The sequence below is a fragment of the Octadecabacter sp. B2R22 genome, from assembly GCF_018861045.1.
Classification (GTDB): Bacteria; Pseudomonadota; Alphaproteobacteria; order Rhodobacterales; family Rhodobacteraceae; genus Octadecabacter.
Map to the genome: position 1 here is coordinate 43,055 of NZ_JAHKQJ010000007.1, position 14,940 is coordinate 57,994.

The window sequence follows — 14,940 nt, forward strand, 5'->3', positions numbered from 1 at the left end:
CTTTTCGGCGTTGCATCGCCAATTAAAGAGAAAGGATATCTGCGATAACATCGATCGCGGCGCGGATGGCGGGGTCTTGGCGGGCGTCCTGATGGGTGACAAGCCACTGCGAATGGGACAGCTGTGGGATGGGGTCGGAAAGCCGCACCATGGTTTCAGACGGATCACCTATAAACGTTGGCAGGATGGCACGGCCAAACCCAGCATTGGCCAGCTCGTACGCTATTTGTGGCGTTGAGGCCGTTGCGACGATCTGATCGCTATAGTGGCGAAGCAACCAACGTTGGGATGACCCTGCATGATCGCTCGGGGCTGGGGCAATGTAGCCCTTAACTGATGGATCGGTTCCGTAAATCGCGAACTCTACAGGGCGAACTTTTTGTCTTGCAAGCCAAGGGTGGTCTGGAGGCGCATTTCGAACTCCTATGTCCGCTTCGCGTCGTGCAATATCTAGGTGGTTGATCGTATCCAAGAATGCGGGGCGCCAATCAGGGGAGTTCGGAAGGTGACGCGCCAAATGCTTGAGCGTCCAAGTGCCGGATGTGATCCGAACCAGAGGCGCAGGGTCTGTGTTGTTGCGCCAGCGCCTAAGGCGATTTCGCACTTCGTTGAGGCTTGTTATTTCGTCGGCCAGCGAACGCCCGTCCTCGGTAAGGGCGACGGATGGTCCGTTGCGGTCCAGAAGGGTTCTGCCAAGTTCCGCTTCAAGGTGCCGCATGCGGCGTGACACCGTTGGCAGTGGGATCCCCATGCGTTGTCCAGCAGATGTAAGGTTGCCCGCTTCAACGACCGCAAGAAAGAGAGCGAGGTCATCAAGGCTAATTTCATTTTTGAAAGCCATGTTTGAAAATTGCGCAGTTTTAGGCGTCAATCAAGGGGTTATGTTTGGAACCTATTCGCATCAGTTCCAAAGGTGAAAAATGATATCGCTTATTTCTTGGGGCCCAAACGGTCAAAAAACCTATGCAAGAGACGAACAAGAACACTTTGAACGCCTGGTGAAAAGTCACAAGAAATGGTCATCGCGGCGTCGGCGGCTGCGATTGACTGTTTTTCTGTTCGGGCGTGCGAAGGTCAGTCGCGCTTCCCAGCGAACTTCTCGGTCCATTCTTCGCGTTGATCATCTGTGATTTTCGCAAACAAGTTGTCAGGCACCGTGAATTCGTGACCTTCTGGAAGAGCGGCAATCGCCACCGCCATATCCGTCGGCCATTCCGTGTCCAGAGTGTTCATCGCAGACAGCAATTTAGCGGATGCTGATGGGATGAACGGCGCGGACAGCACCGCGTAGATGCGGATCAGGTTTAGCGCGAGGCGAATTTGCGCGGCAGCTTGGTCTGGGTCTTCTTTGAACACGGCCCAAGGCGCGGCGGCTTGCAGGTATTCATTCCCCGCAGCCCAAATCGCGCGTAGTTCAGCGGCGGCCTTGCGGATTTCGATCTTGTCCATTGCGTCTTGATAGCTGGTCAATCGGGTCTGAAGATCGGCAATCAGCTGGGTTTCGGCGTCGCCATAGGTTCCGCCCGATGGGACGTTCTCTGAGAACTTAGAACGGCAGAATTTGGTGACGCGGCTGACGAAATTGCCCAGAACATCGGCAAGGTCTTTGTTGCAGTCCGTTTGGAACTGGTCCCACGTGAATTCGGAATCCGACGTTTCTGGCGCACGGCTGAGCAACCACCAGCGCCAGTAATCGGCGGGCAGGATTTCCAACGCCTGGTCCATAAACACGCCGCGTCCGCGCGACGTCGAGAACTGGCCGCCATCATAGTTCAGGTAGTTAAACGACTTGAGGTAATCGACGCGCTTCCATGGTTCGCCCGACCCAATGATGGTCGCGGGGAAGGACAGCGTATGGAATGGCACGTTATCCTTGCCCATAAACTGGGTGTAACGCACATCGTCGGCGCCTTTGTCGGTGCGCCACCAGCGCGCCCAATCGTCGCCTTTGCCTGCATCGACCCATTCTTGCGAACACGCGATGTATTCGATGGGCGCATCAAACCAGACGTAGAAAACCTTGCCTTCCATCCCAGGCCAATCCTCGTCGCCTTTTTTGACAGGAACGCCCCAATCGAGGTCACGCGTAATGCCACGGTCTTGCAGCCCGTCACCATCATGGAGCCACTTCTTGGCGATGGACGTCGTCAAAACCGGCCAGCCATCTTGGCTGTCGATCCATGCGTCGATGTCGTCTTTCAGTTTGGATTGCAGCAGATAAAGGTGCTTGGTTTCGCGCATTTCCAGATCAGTGGACCCAGAGATCGTGGAGTGCGGTTCGATCAGATCAACCGGATCGAGCAGCTTGCCGCAATTGTCGCATTGATCGCCGCGGGCGTCTTCATATCCGCAGTTGGGGCAGGTGCCCTCAATATAGCGATCCGGCAGGTAGCGGCCGTCAGCATGGGAATACATCTGCGTTTCCATGCGTTCTTCGATCAACCCGTTGTCGGCCAAGACGCCCGCGAAATGCTGAGTCAGCTTGCGGTTCTGTTCGCTGCTGGAGCGTCCGTAGTGATCAAAGGACAGCGAGAACCCCTCGGCGAGTTCCGCCTGAACGGTCCACATCTCAGCGCAGTAATCTGCAACGGGTTTACCTGCTTTGGCCGCTGCCAATTCTGCTGGGGTGCCGTGTTCATCGGTCGCACAGAGAAACAAAACCTCATCCCCCCGTCCACGCAGGTAGCGGGCATACAGGTCGGCGGGCAGTTGGCTGCCCACGAGGTTACCAAGATGTTTGATCCCGTTGATGTAGGGAATTGCGGAGGTGATAAGGTGGCGCGCCATGTAAACCGTCTATTATCTGAATGAAATTTCGCTTTATCAGGGGTGCATGGACCTTACCAGACCTTCCAACACTTTCCGCAAGGGCCAAAAGGCGTGCGGGACGCCTTGCTAGGGCATGAACCGTATCGAGCCGCGGATTTTATCTCGCCAAGAGAAGGGGGGCATAGGGCATCGGCGGAAGGACACCCCCCCCGGTATTTGAAACAATACCTTTTTCATGAGTTTCGGTCGCGACTGCGCCTCAGCAGCCGCCCAATCGTTGAGGAACTAAGCGGCGTGTGATGTGGGGTGCGAACAGCCAATTGGTTTGTCGTTCCAAGGGGTTACGTCGGCAATGGAACACCGCAGAACTTGCAAAGAGCGTTCCGGTGCTGGATAGTCCCCATATCCAGTGTCGATTTAGGCGAAATTTATGCGCCTGTGAGGCTGACATCTATTCGTAACGACCAACTATCTTGACGCGCCAAAAACTTTACCACCAATGATTTTTCTAAAAGGGAATTGATATGACGACCTATATTTACGACACCAATCAAACGACGAATCTCGACCTAGGGTCCGGCGACGAATACTATCTACTTCCAGGTGTTTCGCACTACAGCACTATTGGCAGTGTTATTGATTTAACTTCGGGGTCTGCAGGTGTTGATATCTCGGTGTTGGGTGCGATCGTTGGTACATCTCGGGCTTTGGGTTTAGACGATGCGACTGACGTGCACGTCCTGATTGGCACAACAGGGAGCGTTACAGCTGTCGAAAGCCAATTCGGCATCTATTCCAATGGCGACGACGTGCATCTGACCAATCTCGGAACGATCAGTTCAGGACAGCTGTATTTCGCAGGTGAGAACGCCGAAATTATCAATACGGGCACGATCACAGGATTATTTACTGATATATCAACCATTGCCGCGATAAACGGAAGCGGTGATAATTTTTCTTTCATGAATTCCGGTACCGTGACCTCCGTGTCGAGCGATATTTTCCAGATCTCTAATAATGCTACGATTTCGAACAGCGGTTCGCTTATTGGGGTGAGTAACGGGTTTGATCTTAATACATCGGTGGGGGAGAGCGTTACGATTTCAAACAGTGGACTGATCCAAACCAATGCAGATGCAATCACGTCTTCAAGTGGCAACTTGACCTTGAAAAATTCAGGGACAGTGGATGGTGAAATCACGTCGTCAGGTACAAGTGCTGAAGATACGATCGTGAACACTGGGACCATTTTGGGGGATATTTCGCTGAGTGGCGGTGCGGATGTGGTTCGTAACTTTGGCGCGATTGATGGTGATATTTTCCTTGGCGATGATGCTGACATTTACAGATCTATTGTAAATGGCGTTGTGGCTGGCGCGATTGAAGGGGGTGACGGTAATGACATTATTAGCGGCGGTATTGGTGAAGACGAACTCATTGGCGATGACGGCGATGACGTGCTGCGTGGTGGCGAACGCAACGATGCCCTGTTCGGCGGTTCGGGCGACGATGTACTAGACGGTGGCTCGGGTGATGATGTCATGCGTGGCCACGCAGACAACGACAGAATTTTCGGCAAGGACGGAGAGGACGTATTGTTTGGCGGCACTGGCGACGACATCCTAGATGGCGGTCTTGGCGAAGATGTCCTGTATGGTGAAGCCCAAAACGACAAGCTTTATGGCAAGGACGGAAATGACATCCTGTTTGGTGGCGACGGTGACGACATCTTGCGCGGGGATGCGGGCGATGATGCGCTTTATGGGGGGCTGGGAACGGACCAGTTTTATGGCGGTCTTGGGAACGACACGTTTATTTTCAGCGATGTTTTGGAAAGCCCGGACAGTGCTGCACGCGATATCATTCGGGATTTCACCCAAGGCGAGGATCTTATCAACGTATCGCAGCTGAGCAGCCCAGCGTTTGATTTCATCGGGTCGTCAGGGTTCTCTGGTTCGGCACCCGAAATCCGCGCGGTGGTTGGGGCCACTGGCGACACGAACTTGTATCTTGATACAGATGGCAACGGGGCGGCGGACATGCGTATCCTTGTGTCCGGCGTCGATGGTCTGACCTCGGATGATTTCATCCTTTAACGTTTATCGCGGCTGCGTCCCACCAGTCGCCCGATCGTAAACGATGTGCGCGGAGCGTAAACGTAGGGGGTTCTGTCTTCTCGTGTTTCGCGCACACGCATCCGGTTCAGACCGAAGATCAGCAACAGGATGTGTCCCGCTGAGATAAAGTAGAACAGTGCGGAAGGGCCGAAGCTTTCGATTAACAATGACGTCACCCACGGCGCCGCGATTGCGCCAACTGCGTAAAAGAACATCAATGCGGCCGACAATTCGATCCGTTCTTCGGAGGTCGCAAAGTCATGAGCGTGGGATGCAGCAACCGAAAAAACAGGGAACGTCGTAAACCCGAAGAAGGCCGCACTGGCCATGACGCCGATAGTGCCAAGCCCCGATGCCGCGACCGTCACGCCACATGACAGCACGGACGCCGCCGACAGCCAGATCAACACCCAGCGGCGATCAAATTTGTCCGCGAGCCAGCCTGCCGGATACTGCGCTGCCGCACCGCCCGCAACAAAGGCCGCAAGGAACAGGCCGATCTGGCTCGCCGCGAGGCCGACTTCCTGACCGTAGATCGGGCCGACCATACGAAACGACGCACCGGATAAGGCCGCCACAAGAACCCCAGCCACCGCAAGCGGCGACATACGCCACGCAAGGCCCGGGCGTAGGCGCGGTGCCTTTGGCGTGTCAGGCTGGGGTACGCGGGTCAAAGCGAGCGGCAAAAGGGACGCGCAGCACAGGATCGTCAGCAGATTGTACGCCACATAGGTTTCCATGCTGGCCAAGCTCCCGATCAGAAGTTGCGCCATCAAACTGCCCCCCATATCGACAACACGATACATCCCCATGGCGCGACCACGGTTTTCATTGGTGACTTTCGCCTGCAGCCAGCTTTCGACCACGGTGTAGCAACCCGCGATGCAAGCACCTGACATCACACGTAAAAAAGCCCAAGCTGTCGGATCAAACACAAGGATATGGCCCGCCATACCAATCGCGCCCATGGACGTGAAAACCGCAAAGGCGCGCGAATGCCCGACGTCGCCCATCAAACGCGGCGCCCACCAGCAGCCGACAAAGAACCCGACAAAGTGCATGGAGCCAAGAAATCCGACTTCACCCGTGCTGAAACCGCTTCCCAATCCGGTCAACGCATCCAGTGGCCCAACAGCCCCCGAAGAGAGCTGTAAGAGAAGGGCCGCCAAGAACAGGGCCGCAAAAGAGATGAACATCCGCATAAGGCCATAAACGCTAGAACTGCGGGCCAGCGCTAGGGTTAATTCGACATATTGTGTCGTGGAGGTCGTATCGGTTGAATTTATCACCGGCATGACCAAATCTCGGGAACTACGGGTTGTGCAGCGCCGTTCCAAGGTTATGTTTCCGCTTAGAAAACGTGAGGGCGCTATGAAACAGATCGAACTTGGCCGCACAGGCATTAACGTCAGCGATTGGTGCCTTGGCACGATGACATTTTCCACCCAAACGCCCGAAGAGGACGCGCATCGCCAGATCGACATGTGTCTCGATGCGGGGATCAATTTCATGGATACCGCGGAAATGTATCCAGTGAACCCGATCCGCAAAGCGACCGTCGGAGATTCCGAAAAATGCATCGCCAACTGGATCGCCAAAACAGGCCGCCGCAAGGATGCTATTATCGCAACCAAAGCAGGCGGCGATAGCCAGATGATCCGTGGTGGTGAAGGATATAGCCCCGAAAATATTCTCTCGATCTTGGACGGCAATCTGCAACGTCTCGGGACTGATTACATTGACCTTTACCAACTGCACTGGCCGATGCGTGGGTCTTATGCGTTTCGTCAAAATTGGTCGTTCGACCCGAGCAAACAGAACCGCCAGCAGACGATCGACCATATGGGCGGCGTTCTGGAAAAGCTGAAACAGGCGCAGCAGGATGGTAAAATCCGTGCGTTCGGCATGTCCAATGAATCCGCGTGGGGATCGACCAAGTGGATTGATATTGCCGAAGATATCGGTGCGCCGCGCATGGCGTCCGTGCAAAACGAATATTCGCTTCTGCACCGTCTTTACGACACCGACATGGCTGAAATGTCGGTCAACGAAGACGTCGTTTGTTTCTCTTATTCGCCGCTCGCCACAGGTCTTTTGACCGGGAAGTACCAAAATGGTGCGGTTCCAGAAGGGTCGCGCATGACCCATGGGCCGAAACTCGGCGGGCGGGTCACACCTCGTGCTTTTGAAGCCGTAGACGCCTACCAAGACGTGGCCAACAAATACGGCATGAAACTGGAACATATGGCGATGGCATTTCAACGATCACGACCGTTCAAAGTCAGCGCGATCTTCGGCGCAACGACTTCCGAGCAATTGGCGTCTTTGTTGGGCGGTAAAGACATTGAACTCTCCGCAGAAGCAAAGGCCGATATTGACGCCGTGCACCGTCTGCACCCGATGCCGTATTAGGTCGTCAGATCAACGCTGAACCGTGGGCCTGCGCCTGTGATGTCTTTGAGGATGTCCATCGCGCGGTAAGCCGCAATTGCGGTCTTGTTACTCGGGTCCGTCCCGATGGTTAATCGGGTCGCGCCGATCTTTTTTGCGTGGGATTTCGCGGCAAGGATCAGCGCGGTGCCGACCCCTGCGCTGCGGTGGGTTTCAACGACGAACAGGTGGTGAATATCGAGGCGGATTTTGCCTTCGTGCAGAACCATTGTTGGCGTAAGACCCGCATAACCCACGGGCGATCCGCCCTGTTTGGCGATCAACGCAATGCCCATCGGGGCAGGGCCAAAAAAGATGTCATCCAAATGGTCTAACGTGACCTGCGATTCATCCCCATGAAAGGCCGAAAGCGCACAGATCATGTTATAGAGCGCAGGCAGGTCGTCACGGGTGGCGAGGGCGATGTCGTTCATGAGCCATAAGAGGCGTTTTGAGGGCTTGCGTGTCAAGATGGTGGGGCTAGGGTTCTGGCAAATACAGGAGATTCCCAATGCCTTTGACCATGAACCGCGACGTTTTCATCACTGCTGCCATCACCGGATCAGGCAGTACGCAAGATCGCAGCCCACATGTGCCGCGTTCTCCTGAACAGATTGCCGCGTCAGCGATTGATGCCGCCAAGGCAGGGGCTGCCGTGGTCCATTGTCACGTGCGCGATCCTGAAAGTGGTGTGCCAAGCCGCCGCTTGGATCTTTACCGCGAACTCACGGATCGGATTCGGGCCGCTGATGTTGATGTCGTGTTGAACCTGACGGCGGGCATGGGCGGAGACATGGTGTTTGGTGGCGTTGAAAACCCGCTGCCCACCGTCGCAGGGACCGATATGGTCGGCGCGACCGAACGGGTTGCCCACGTTGCCGAGTGCTTGCCGGAAATCTGTACGCTTGATTGCGGAACGATGAACTTTGCCGAGGCTGACTACGTGATGACCAACACGCCCGGCATGCTGCGTGCGATGGGCCAGATGATGACGGACCTCGGGGTGAAGCCCGAAATCGAAGCTTTTGATACAGGCCACCTTTGGTTCGCCAAACAACTGGTCGCCGAAGGTATCCTAAAGCCGGACGCGCTCGTGCAGCTTTGCATGGGTGTGCCGTGGGGCGCGCCGGATGACCTGAACACCTTCATGGCAATGGTGAATAACGTGCCGGACGAATGGACCTTCAGCGCCTTCGGTCTTGGCCGCAGCCAAATGCCGTTCGTTGCGGCGTCCGTGTTGGCGGGTGGCAATGTGCGTGTGGGGCTTGAGGATAACTTGATGCTCGATAAGGGCGTACTGGCGACCAATGCGCAACTCGTTGAACGGGCTCATGGGATCATTGAAAACCTTGGTGCGCGGGTCATTGGCCCAGCGGAAGTCCGTGAGAACCTTGGCTTGGTGAAGCAAGCGCCCCGAGGGTAACACCCTTGAAACCTGTCATCTGTGCTATTTGGGTCAGCGTGCTTGCGGGAATGTCCGCCTGCACAGCTGTTCCCGCAGGTGACCCTTTGCCTGAACCCTTTGGTGTGACAATGGTTGAGGAAACCACCTGTAACGGGTTGGGTGGGCGTATTGTGATGGGATCGGATGGCGCGTTTTGCTTGATGGATCCCTGACGAGGGGTGAAATGAAGCGAATTATTAAGGCGTTGCCGTTTGTCGCTTTGGCGGCTTGTTTGGCTGAAGAACCGCAGGTTCCCGAAGGTGCGATCGTCACAGAACGGTTCAGGGATCAATCCGCGCAAATTGCATCCCAAACGGACGTAACACCTGACAGAATGGCGGGTGATTGGGTCATTCGGCAAAGATTTGCTGGCCAACCCGGGCCGTCCCATGAGATTTCCATCAGCACATTGCCGCAAGGTGCTTTGCAGATGAATGTGGTATCGTTTCGCTGTGCCGATGGTGTCTGCGCAGACGTTGAATCCCTTGTTTTACTTGAAGCCGCTGGCCCTGGTCGTTGGAAGCCGGCAGGGGATCAAACGGTTTTGTTTGATGGAGAAATCTGGGTGATGTGGATGGATTTTGACACCCGAACGGTGGCGATTGGCATTCCGACGGGGGAATTTGGCTGGATCATGGATAAAAATCCGACCGGAGGGGGGGATCGCATCACTGCGGCGCGGGACATTATGGATTGGTTTGGTTATGATGTGTCACGACTCCAAGAGGTAAGAAGATGAATCGTGTATTTGTAGGATTAGGGTGCGCTTTGGCGTTGATGGGCTGTGACGAGATCGCAATGCCAACAGGCGGCGGCGCAGGGTTCCCGATGGCGAGCGCGGCAACTGGCGGTAGTAACGGGCGGATGGAATTCCTCGTGCTTGGGTCCACAATGGGCTTCGAGGAATGCCGTTCTCGTGGTGGGATCATCATCCGCGACAGTGGCAGTCCGATGATTGCATGTGATCCGCGTGTGCGCCGCGAACCTGTTCCGGCCAATGAATTTGATCATCCAGACAGTCCAGTTCCCCAGACTGCCAACGTCGCTGAGGCCGTAGACGGTTAACGCCACAATAGGTCGTTATTTGGCTTGACGCCTCCCCTAAAAAAGCCTCGCATGAGCGGGGCTTTTGACATTAAAGGGGCAGACTTTGGCACAAGTAGCGGCAATCATCGGCGGTGGCGTAATCGGGGGCGGCTGGGCCGCAAGGTTCCTGTTAAACGGTTGGGACGTAAAGGTTTTTGACCCTGACCCAGAGGCGCAGCGCAAGATCGGTGAAGTTCTTGAAAACGCGCGGGCGTCCTTGCCGGGCTTGTATGACATGCCGATGCCTGCCGAGGGCCAGTTGTCGTTTTGCGATACTCTTGCGGAGTGCGTGTCAGACGCGTCTTGGGTGCAAGAAAGCGTGCCAGAACGCCTTGAGCTAAAGCACAAAGTATTCGCCGAAATTCAGGCACATCTTGATCCCGAGGCCGTCATCGGGTCTTCGACATCTGGGTTCAAACCTTCCGAGCTTCAGCAAGGGGCCAAAGATCCGACGCAGATCATGGTCACGCACCCGTTTAACCCAGTATACCTTTTGCCGCTGATCGAACTGGTGCCGGGCGATAATAATGACCCGCGTGCCGTGGATTGGGCAAAGACGGTACTGGAACAGATCGGTATGTTCCCCCTTGTGGTCAAAAAAGAGATCGATGCGCATATCGCGGACCGTTTCCTCGAAGCCGTCTGGCGCGAGGCGCTTTGGCTGATCAAGGACGGGGTCGCCACAACAAGCGAAATCGACGAAGCCATCCGCATGGGATTCGGGTTGCGCTGGGCGCAGATGGGGTTGTTCGAAACCTACCGTATCGCGGGCGGAGAGGCCGGAATGCGCCATTTCATCGAACAATTCGGCCCGTGCCTGTCTTGGCCGTGGACCAAATTGATGGATGTGCCCGAGCTTACCGATGAGCTGATCGACCAAATCGCGGACCAGTCGGACGCTCAGTCCGGCATGTACAGCATTCGCGAATTGGAACGCCATCGTGACGCCAACTTGGTTGGTATGATGCGCACGCTAAAAGCACGCGATTGGGGCGCAGGTGCCGTGTTGAATGGCCACGACAAGACCATGAACGAGCACAATGTAATCCCCAACTGTCTGACCGATGTCGCGGATATCACACGGCCCGTCAAAACGGTGGATCGTGCAGTGCCGCTGGATTGGACCGATTACAATGGTCACATGAACGAAGCGCGTTATCTGCAGGCGTTTGGCGACGCCACAGATCGTTTGATGCTGATTGTGGGCTGCACGCCAGACTATATCGCGTCGGGCGGGAGCTATTTCACCGCCGAAACGCACATCCGTCATCTGGATGAAGTGCACGCAGGGGCGCGGATCAGGGTCGAGACGCAGGTTTTGCTTGGCGAGGGTAAGAAAATGCAGCTGTTCCATACGATGTATGAAGGGGACCGCGCTTTGGCCACGGGTGAGCATATGCTTATCCACGTTGATCTGAAAACGCGCGCGGCCAGCAATCCTGCACCGCAGGTGGCCGCGGCGCTTACGGAACTTGCGACGGCACACGCTGAATTAGCGCTTCCAAACGGGGCTGGCGCGGCTGTCGGCAAACGCTGATGCGTGTTTTGATCACCGCAGGCGCGTCTGGCATCGGGTATGCGATGGGGCAGGCGTTTGAGGCGGCTGGCTATGACGTTTGGGTCACCGATGTTGATGAAGCGGCGCTCGCGGCGTGTCCGGATAACTGGACGACGCGGCGTGTGGATGCGGCATCCGAAAGCGACATGTCGGCCCTGTTTGCGGAGGTTTCAGCCACGGGGCCGTTAGACGTCGTGTGTGCAAATGCGGGTGTCGCAGGACCAACTGCGAAGGTCGAAGACGTGGCGTGGGACGATTGGAAATCCTGTGTTGATGTTACTCTCGGTGGCGCGTTCCTCACGGCGAAATACGCGGCCCCCATCATGAAAACGGCGGGGGCAGGGGCGATCTTGCTCACGTCATCCACGGCTGGTGTCTTTGGCTATCCCAACCGAGCCCCTTATGCGGCGGCCAAGTGGGGCGTTATTGGATTGATGAAGACATTGGCGATGGAGCTTGGCCCGTTTGGTATTCGGGCGAATGCGATTTGCCCGGGGGCTGTCGAAGGTCCGCGCATGGAAGGCGTGCTCGAACGCGAAGCTGCTGCAAAGGGCATGTCGCGTGATGCTGTCTATGATGGCTACGCAGCAGGCACCTCGATGAAGACCTTTGTTCGTGCATCCGACATCGCGGATATGGCTGTCTTTTTGGCGTCCAGTGGCGCGGGGCGGGTTTCAGGGCAGGTGATTTCAGTTGATGGCCATACCGAAAACCCCGATCCAAAGCCGTAACAACACATAGTCCCTATATGGCTATGGCCAATCCTATCTGGCTTTTGGTGGTCAAAATCGTCATGAGTAGCGAATGGACGCTTGGATTTACGTCACGATTTTAGCCGCTTTGGCCCAGACGGCCCGTTTCGGGCTGCAAAAACAACTGCGTGCCACACGGCTGAGCACGGCGGGTGCGACGTTTGCGCGGTTTGTCTATTCCGCGCCCTTGATCGCGATTGGCGTCCTGATTTACGCTGCCCTCACGGGGCAAGACCTGCCCGAAATTCCTGCGCGTTTTTGGCCTTTTGCGTTGGCAGGTGGATTGGCGCAAATCTTGGCGACGATGTGCGTCGTGGCGCTGTTCGCGCACCGTAACTTTGCAGTTGGTATTACGTTCAAAAAGACAGAAGCCCTTTTGGCTGTTCTTGTCGGCCTTATCGTGTTGGGCGAAGGTGTCTCGAGCTGGGGTTTTGCAGTCATCTTGATCGGTGTGGCTGGTGTGTTGCTGCTGTCTGATCCGCCAACGGAATCCAGTGATCCATGGCGCAAGCGGATCGTAAATCGTGCGACGGGGTTAGGTCTGGCGTCTGGTTTATTGTTTGCATGTTCCGGGGTTGGCTATCGCGGCGCGTCGCTTTCGCTGGAAACGGGGGATGTGTTTTTGCGCGCGACGTTGACGCTGGCTTGTGTGACGACCGCGCAGACCATCGCGATGGCCGTCTATCTACGTCTGCGTGAAGTGGGGGAAATCAGCCGCGTTGTGGCGAATTGGCGTATCGCGGGGCTGGTGGGGATCACCAGTATGATCGGATCAGCCAGTTGGTTTGTCGCGTTCACATTGCAAACCGTGGCCTACGTTAAGGCCTTGGGGCAGGTGGAACTGTTGTTTTCGCTGTTGGTTTCGCTTTTCTTTTTCAAAGAAAAGATCACAGCGAGAGAACTTTGGGGCGGTGCCTTGTTGATGCTATCGGTTCTGGCGTTGATCCTAGTGACCTAGACGTCCAGCGGGCTACGTCCGCCGAGCCGCGTCACCAAATGCGCCTCATCATCGTTGCGAAAGAACGGCACACTGGGCGCCGGACCGCGCCGCAAAGATGCCGAAATTTCAGCCAAGACAACTTCCGTGATGAACGGCAGGTCGAGGGCGCGGGCTTCATCCAAAGGAACCCAGTGCAGATGGCTCAATTCATCTTCTGCATGGGTGAAATCATCGGGATCACTGGCCAGACGGGACGCATCAACCGCAAAGAACCGAGCATCGAAACGACGGGGGCGGCCCTGTGGCGTGACCGCTCGAAAGACGAAATCAAGCGCAGATGCGTCAGGCAAATGGCCTGATGCTGCAAACCCACGCCAGCCTTTGGGCGGGTCTGGCCAATTGGCGGCTCGACCCAATATCTGCCCCGTTTCTTCCCACAATTCCCGTATCGCGGCGGCGGCAAGGGCTGTCGCAGGTCGTGTGCTGTCTTCGCTTAGATTGGCCTGCGTGGTGGCTGGCAACGAGAGGTCTATCGCGCCGTCTACGGTATCAACCGCGCCGCCCGGAAAGACATATTTGTTGGGCATAAAGGCCGCAGATGCCCCACGTTGCCCCATCAAAACACGCGGTTTTGTCTCACGATCACGCAGCACAATAACGGTTGCCGCATCGCGCACCGCTGTTTTGTCGATTTGATCGCTCATCAAATAGTTTGCTTTCTCGGCTTATGTGGTGCCGCCAAACCCATGCATTCTGCGGGACCATTGGATTGCGACGATCATGCCCTTAAAGCGCGGCAATAGAAAGAGCGACAACCCAACACAGATCACCGTCAACACAGAAGCAAATAACAGCGGATCAGGTCGGAACTGAGAGAACCCGAGGTGCATCAAGATCGCCAGAACATGGCCGACGACAAGAATAGTCAGGTAGGCAGGGCCATCATCTGCTCGGTTATGGGACAAATCTTCGTTGCAGACAGGGCAGTGATCTACGACCTTCAAATACCCGTCAAAAATATTCCCTTCGCCGCAATTCGGGCAGCGCCGACGCAACCCACGCAAGATTGCGGGCTTGGTCGGGCGTTCGGCAGTCTGTGCGACGTCTTGGGACATCTGGTCACCTCATAAAACAAAATCTGCTTCTTTGTGGCCTGTTTCTAACGCCAGAGACTATGGGCGATAGTGTCGCGGTTCACAGGCTGCACAATTTTTTTGCGTAAAAGCGACGGAAACTCTGAGCTGACCCGTTTCACTTACATCAGCGGCCAAGACGTCGCTCTATACAAACCAAAGATTGGAACTAAAAAATGAAGACCTTTATTCTTGTGGCAGCAATCGCAGCAGGCGCGACAGTAGCAGCAACCGCAGATGCACGTGACAACGACCGTGGCCAGCGTATGGAAATGCCAACATTCGAACAGCTCGACGTTAATGCAGACGGCGGCGTAACGCTCGAAGAAATCGAAACAGCAATGCAGACACTTGCGGCTGAACGCTTTGCTGCTGCGGATACAAATGGCGACGGTGGCTTGTCCGCTGAGGAAATGACCGCCCAACGTGACACTCAGCGCGCCGAACGTGCCCAAGAGCGCCTTGCCGAACGCATTGAGAATGCCGACACAAATGGTGACGGGCTTTTGCAGGCTGACGAAATCACAGCCCAGATGGAAGACCGCCAAGAGGGCCAAGGCCGTCGTGGGCCAAACCTTGAACGTATGTTCGACCGCGTAGATGCCAACGAAGACGGCACTGTCAGCGCGGAAGAATTCGAGGCAGCGAAATCACGTATGGCTGAACGCGGTGAGCGTGGCGAACGTGGCCAGCGCGGCGACAACTAAGAGA

General features: G+C 55.8%; 16 protein-coding genes. 10 read left to right on the top strand and 6 right to left on the bottom strand.

Translation table 11 applies throughout. The features are described from left to right. Positions 1-22 precede the first annotated feature (22 nt). Both KO486_RS05565 and metG read right to left on the bottom strand, forming a co-directional pair. Complete coding sequence (locus KO486_RS05565) at positions 23-841, bottom strand: LysR family transcriptional regulator (protein ID WP_216036269.1); 819 nt, start codon at positions 839-841, stop codon at positions 23-25. A 233-nt stretch (positions 842-1,074) separates the two neighbouring features. Continuing rightward, entirely contained in the window at positions 1,075-2,787 is a 1,713-nt protein-coding gene (gene metG / locus KO486_RS05570; protein WP_216036270.1) for a methionine--tRNA ligase, read from the bottom strand. 506 nt (positions 2,788-3,293) lie between these two features. Here metG and KO486_RS05575 point away from each other — a divergent pair. Further along, positions 3,294-4,865, top strand: coding sequence for a calcium-binding protein (locus KO486_RS05575; RefSeq protein ID WP_216036271.1), 1,572 nt, complete (start codon positions 3,294-3,296; stop codon positions 4,863-4,865). Here the strand turns inward: KO486_RS05575 and KO486_RS05580 are convergent. Continuing rightward, positions 4,862-6,088 (bottom strand): MFS transporter, encoded by a 1,227-nt coding sequence (locus KO486_RS05580; protein ID WP_216036272.1) that lies wholly within the window; start codon positions 6,086-6,088, stop codon positions 4,862-4,864. The genes KO486_RS05575 and KO486_RS05580 overlap by 4 nt on opposite strands. Before the next feature lie 169 nt (positions 6,089-6,257). On the opposite strand from KO486_RS05580, the gene KO486_RS05585 reads away from it, so the two are divergent. Further along, complete coding sequence (locus tag KO486_RS05585) at positions 6,258-7,298, top strand: aldo/keto reductase (protein WP_216037508.1); 1,041 nt, start codon at positions 6,258-6,260, stop codon at positions 7,296-7,298. On the opposite strand, the gene KO486_RS05590 is transcribed toward KO486_RS05585, so the two are convergent. Continuing rightward, positions 7,295-7,750 (bottom strand): GNAT family N-acetyltransferase, encoded by a 456-nt coding sequence (locus KO486_RS05590; RefSeq protein WP_216036273.1) that lies wholly within the window; start codon positions 7,748-7,750, stop codon positions 7,295-7,297. The two genes, KO486_RS05585 and KO486_RS05590, sit on opposite strands and share 4 nt — an antisense overlap. Before the next feature lie 77 nt (positions 7,751-7,827). Between KO486_RS05590 and KO486_RS05595 the strand changes: the two genes are divergently transcribed. From KO486_RS05595 to KO486_RS05625, 7 genes are all read left to right on the top strand, one after another. Then, complete coding sequence (locus KO486_RS05595; protein WP_216036274.1) at positions 7,828-8,739, top strand: 3-keto-5-aminohexanoate cleavage protein; 912 nt, start codon at positions 7,828-7,830, stop codon at positions 8,737-8,739. A 5-nt stretch (positions 8,740-8,744) separates the two neighbouring features. Continuing rightward, positions 8,745-8,933: a hypothetical protein gene (locus KO486_RS05600; protein ID WP_216036275.1), complete on the top strand. Its 189-nt coding sequence runs from the start codon at positions 8,745-8,747 to the stop codon at positions 8,931-8,933. A gap of 11 nt (positions 8,934-8,944) precedes the next feature. Then, entirely contained in the window at positions 8,945-9,499 is a 555-nt protein-coding gene (locus tag KO486_RS05605; protein ID WP_216036276.1) for a lipocalin family protein, read from the top strand. Then, a complete protein-coding gene (locus KO486_RS05610; RefSeq protein WP_216036277.1) occupies positions 9,496-9,825 on the top strand; it encodes a hypothetical protein in 330 nt (109 codons plus the stop codon). Before KO486_RS05605 ends, KO486_RS05610 begins: the two co-directional genes overlap by 4 nt. Positions 9,826-9,910: 85 nt before the next feature. Then, positions 9,911-11,383: a carnitine 3-dehydrogenase gene (locus KO486_RS05615; RefSeq protein WP_216036278.1), complete on the top strand. Its 1,473-nt coding sequence runs from the start codon at positions 9,911-9,913 to the stop codon at positions 11,381-11,383. Next, the gene (locus KO486_RS05620; RefSeq protein ID WP_216036279.1) at positions 11,383-12,135 is read left to right on the top strand and encodes an SDR family oxidoreductase; all 753 of its coding nucleotides are present in this window, start codon (positions 11,383-11,385) and stop codon (positions 12,133-12,135) included. The genes KO486_RS05615 and KO486_RS05620 overlap by 1 nt, the downstream gene beginning before the upstream one ends. Before the next feature lie 73 nt (positions 12,136-12,208). After that, positions 12,209-13,114, top strand: coding sequence for an EamA/RhaT family transporter (locus tag KO486_RS05625; protein WP_216036280.1), 906 nt, complete (start codon positions 12,209-12,211; stop codon positions 13,112-13,114). On the opposite strand, the gene KO486_RS05630 is transcribed toward KO486_RS05625, so the two are convergent. After that, positions 13,111-13,800: an NUDIX hydrolase gene (locus KO486_RS05630; RefSeq protein ID WP_216036281.1), complete on the bottom strand. Its 690-nt coding sequence runs from the start codon at positions 13,798-13,800 to the stop codon at positions 13,111-13,113. The genes KO486_RS05625 and KO486_RS05630 overlap by 4 nt on opposite strands. A gap of 21 nt (positions 13,801-13,821) precedes the next feature. Continuing rightward, on the bottom strand, positions 13,822-14,211 hold the full coding sequence (locus KO486_RS05635) for a DUF983 domain-containing protein (protein WP_216036282.1): 390 nt from the start codon (positions 14,209-14,211) through the stop codon (positions 13,822-13,824). Between the two features lie 194 nt (positions 14,212-14,405). Here KO486_RS05635 and KO486_RS05640 point away from each other — a divergent pair, with 194 nt between their 5' ends. Next, on the top strand, positions 14,406-14,936 hold the full coding sequence (locus KO486_RS05640; protein WP_216036283.1) for an EF-hand domain-containing protein: 531 nt from the start codon (positions 14,406-14,408) through the stop codon (positions 14,934-14,936). Positions 14,937-14,940 lie beyond the last annotated feature (4 nt).

Coding starts and splice junctions, on each gene's coding strand:
- KO486_RS05610 (WP_216036277.1), top strand. CDS start 9,496: ATGAATCGTGTATTTGTAGGATTAGGGTGCGCTTTGGCGTTGATGGGC.
- KO486_RS05580 (WP_216036272.1), bottom strand. CDS start 6,088: ATGCGGATGTTCATCTCTTTTGCGGCCCTGTTCTTGGCGGCCCTTCTC.
- KO486_RS05605 (WP_216036276.1), top strand. CDS start 8,945: ATGAAGCGAATTATTAAGGCGTTGCCGTTTGTCGCTTTGGCGGCTTGT.
- KO486_RS05565 (WP_216036269.1), bottom strand. CDS start 841: ATGGCTTTCAAAAATGAAATTAGCCTTGATGACCTCGCTCTCTTTCTT.
- KO486_RS05575 (WP_216036271.1), top strand. CDS start 3,294: ATGACGACCTATATTTACGACACCAATCAAACGACGAATCTCGACCTA.
- KO486_RS05640 (WP_216036283.1), top strand. CDS start 14,406: ATGAAGACCTTTATTCTTGTGGCAGCAATCGCAGCAGGCGCGACAGTA.
- KO486_RS05635 (WP_216036282.1), bottom strand. CDS start 14,211: ATGTCCCAAGACGTCGCACAGACTGCCGAACGCCCGACCAAGCCCGCA.
- KO486_RS05625 (WP_216036280.1), top strand. CDS start 12,209: ATGGACGCTTGGATTTACGTCACGATTTTAGCCGCTTTGGCCCAGACG.
- KO486_RS05590 (WP_216036273.1), bottom strand. CDS start 7,750: ATGAACGACATCGCCCTCGCCACCCGTGACGACCTGCCTGCGCTCTAT.
- KO486_RS05630 (WP_216036281.1), bottom strand. CDS start 13,800: ATGAGCGATCAAATCGACAAAACAGCGGTGCGCGATGCGGCAACCGTT.
- KO486_RS05620 (WP_216036279.1), top strand. CDS start 11,383: ATGCGTGTTTTGATCACCGCAGGCGCGTCTGGCATCGGGTATGCGATG.
- KO486_RS05595 (WP_216036274.1), top strand. CDS start 7,828: ATGCCTTTGACCATGAACCGCGACGTTTTCATCACTGCTGCCATCACC.
- metG (WP_216036270.1), bottom strand. CDS start 2,787: ATGGCGCGCCACCTTATCACCTCCGCAATTCCCTACATCAACGGGATC.
- KO486_RS05585 (WP_216037508.1), top strand. CDS start 6,258: ATGAAACAGATCGAACTTGGCCGCACAGGCATTAACGTCAGCGATTGG.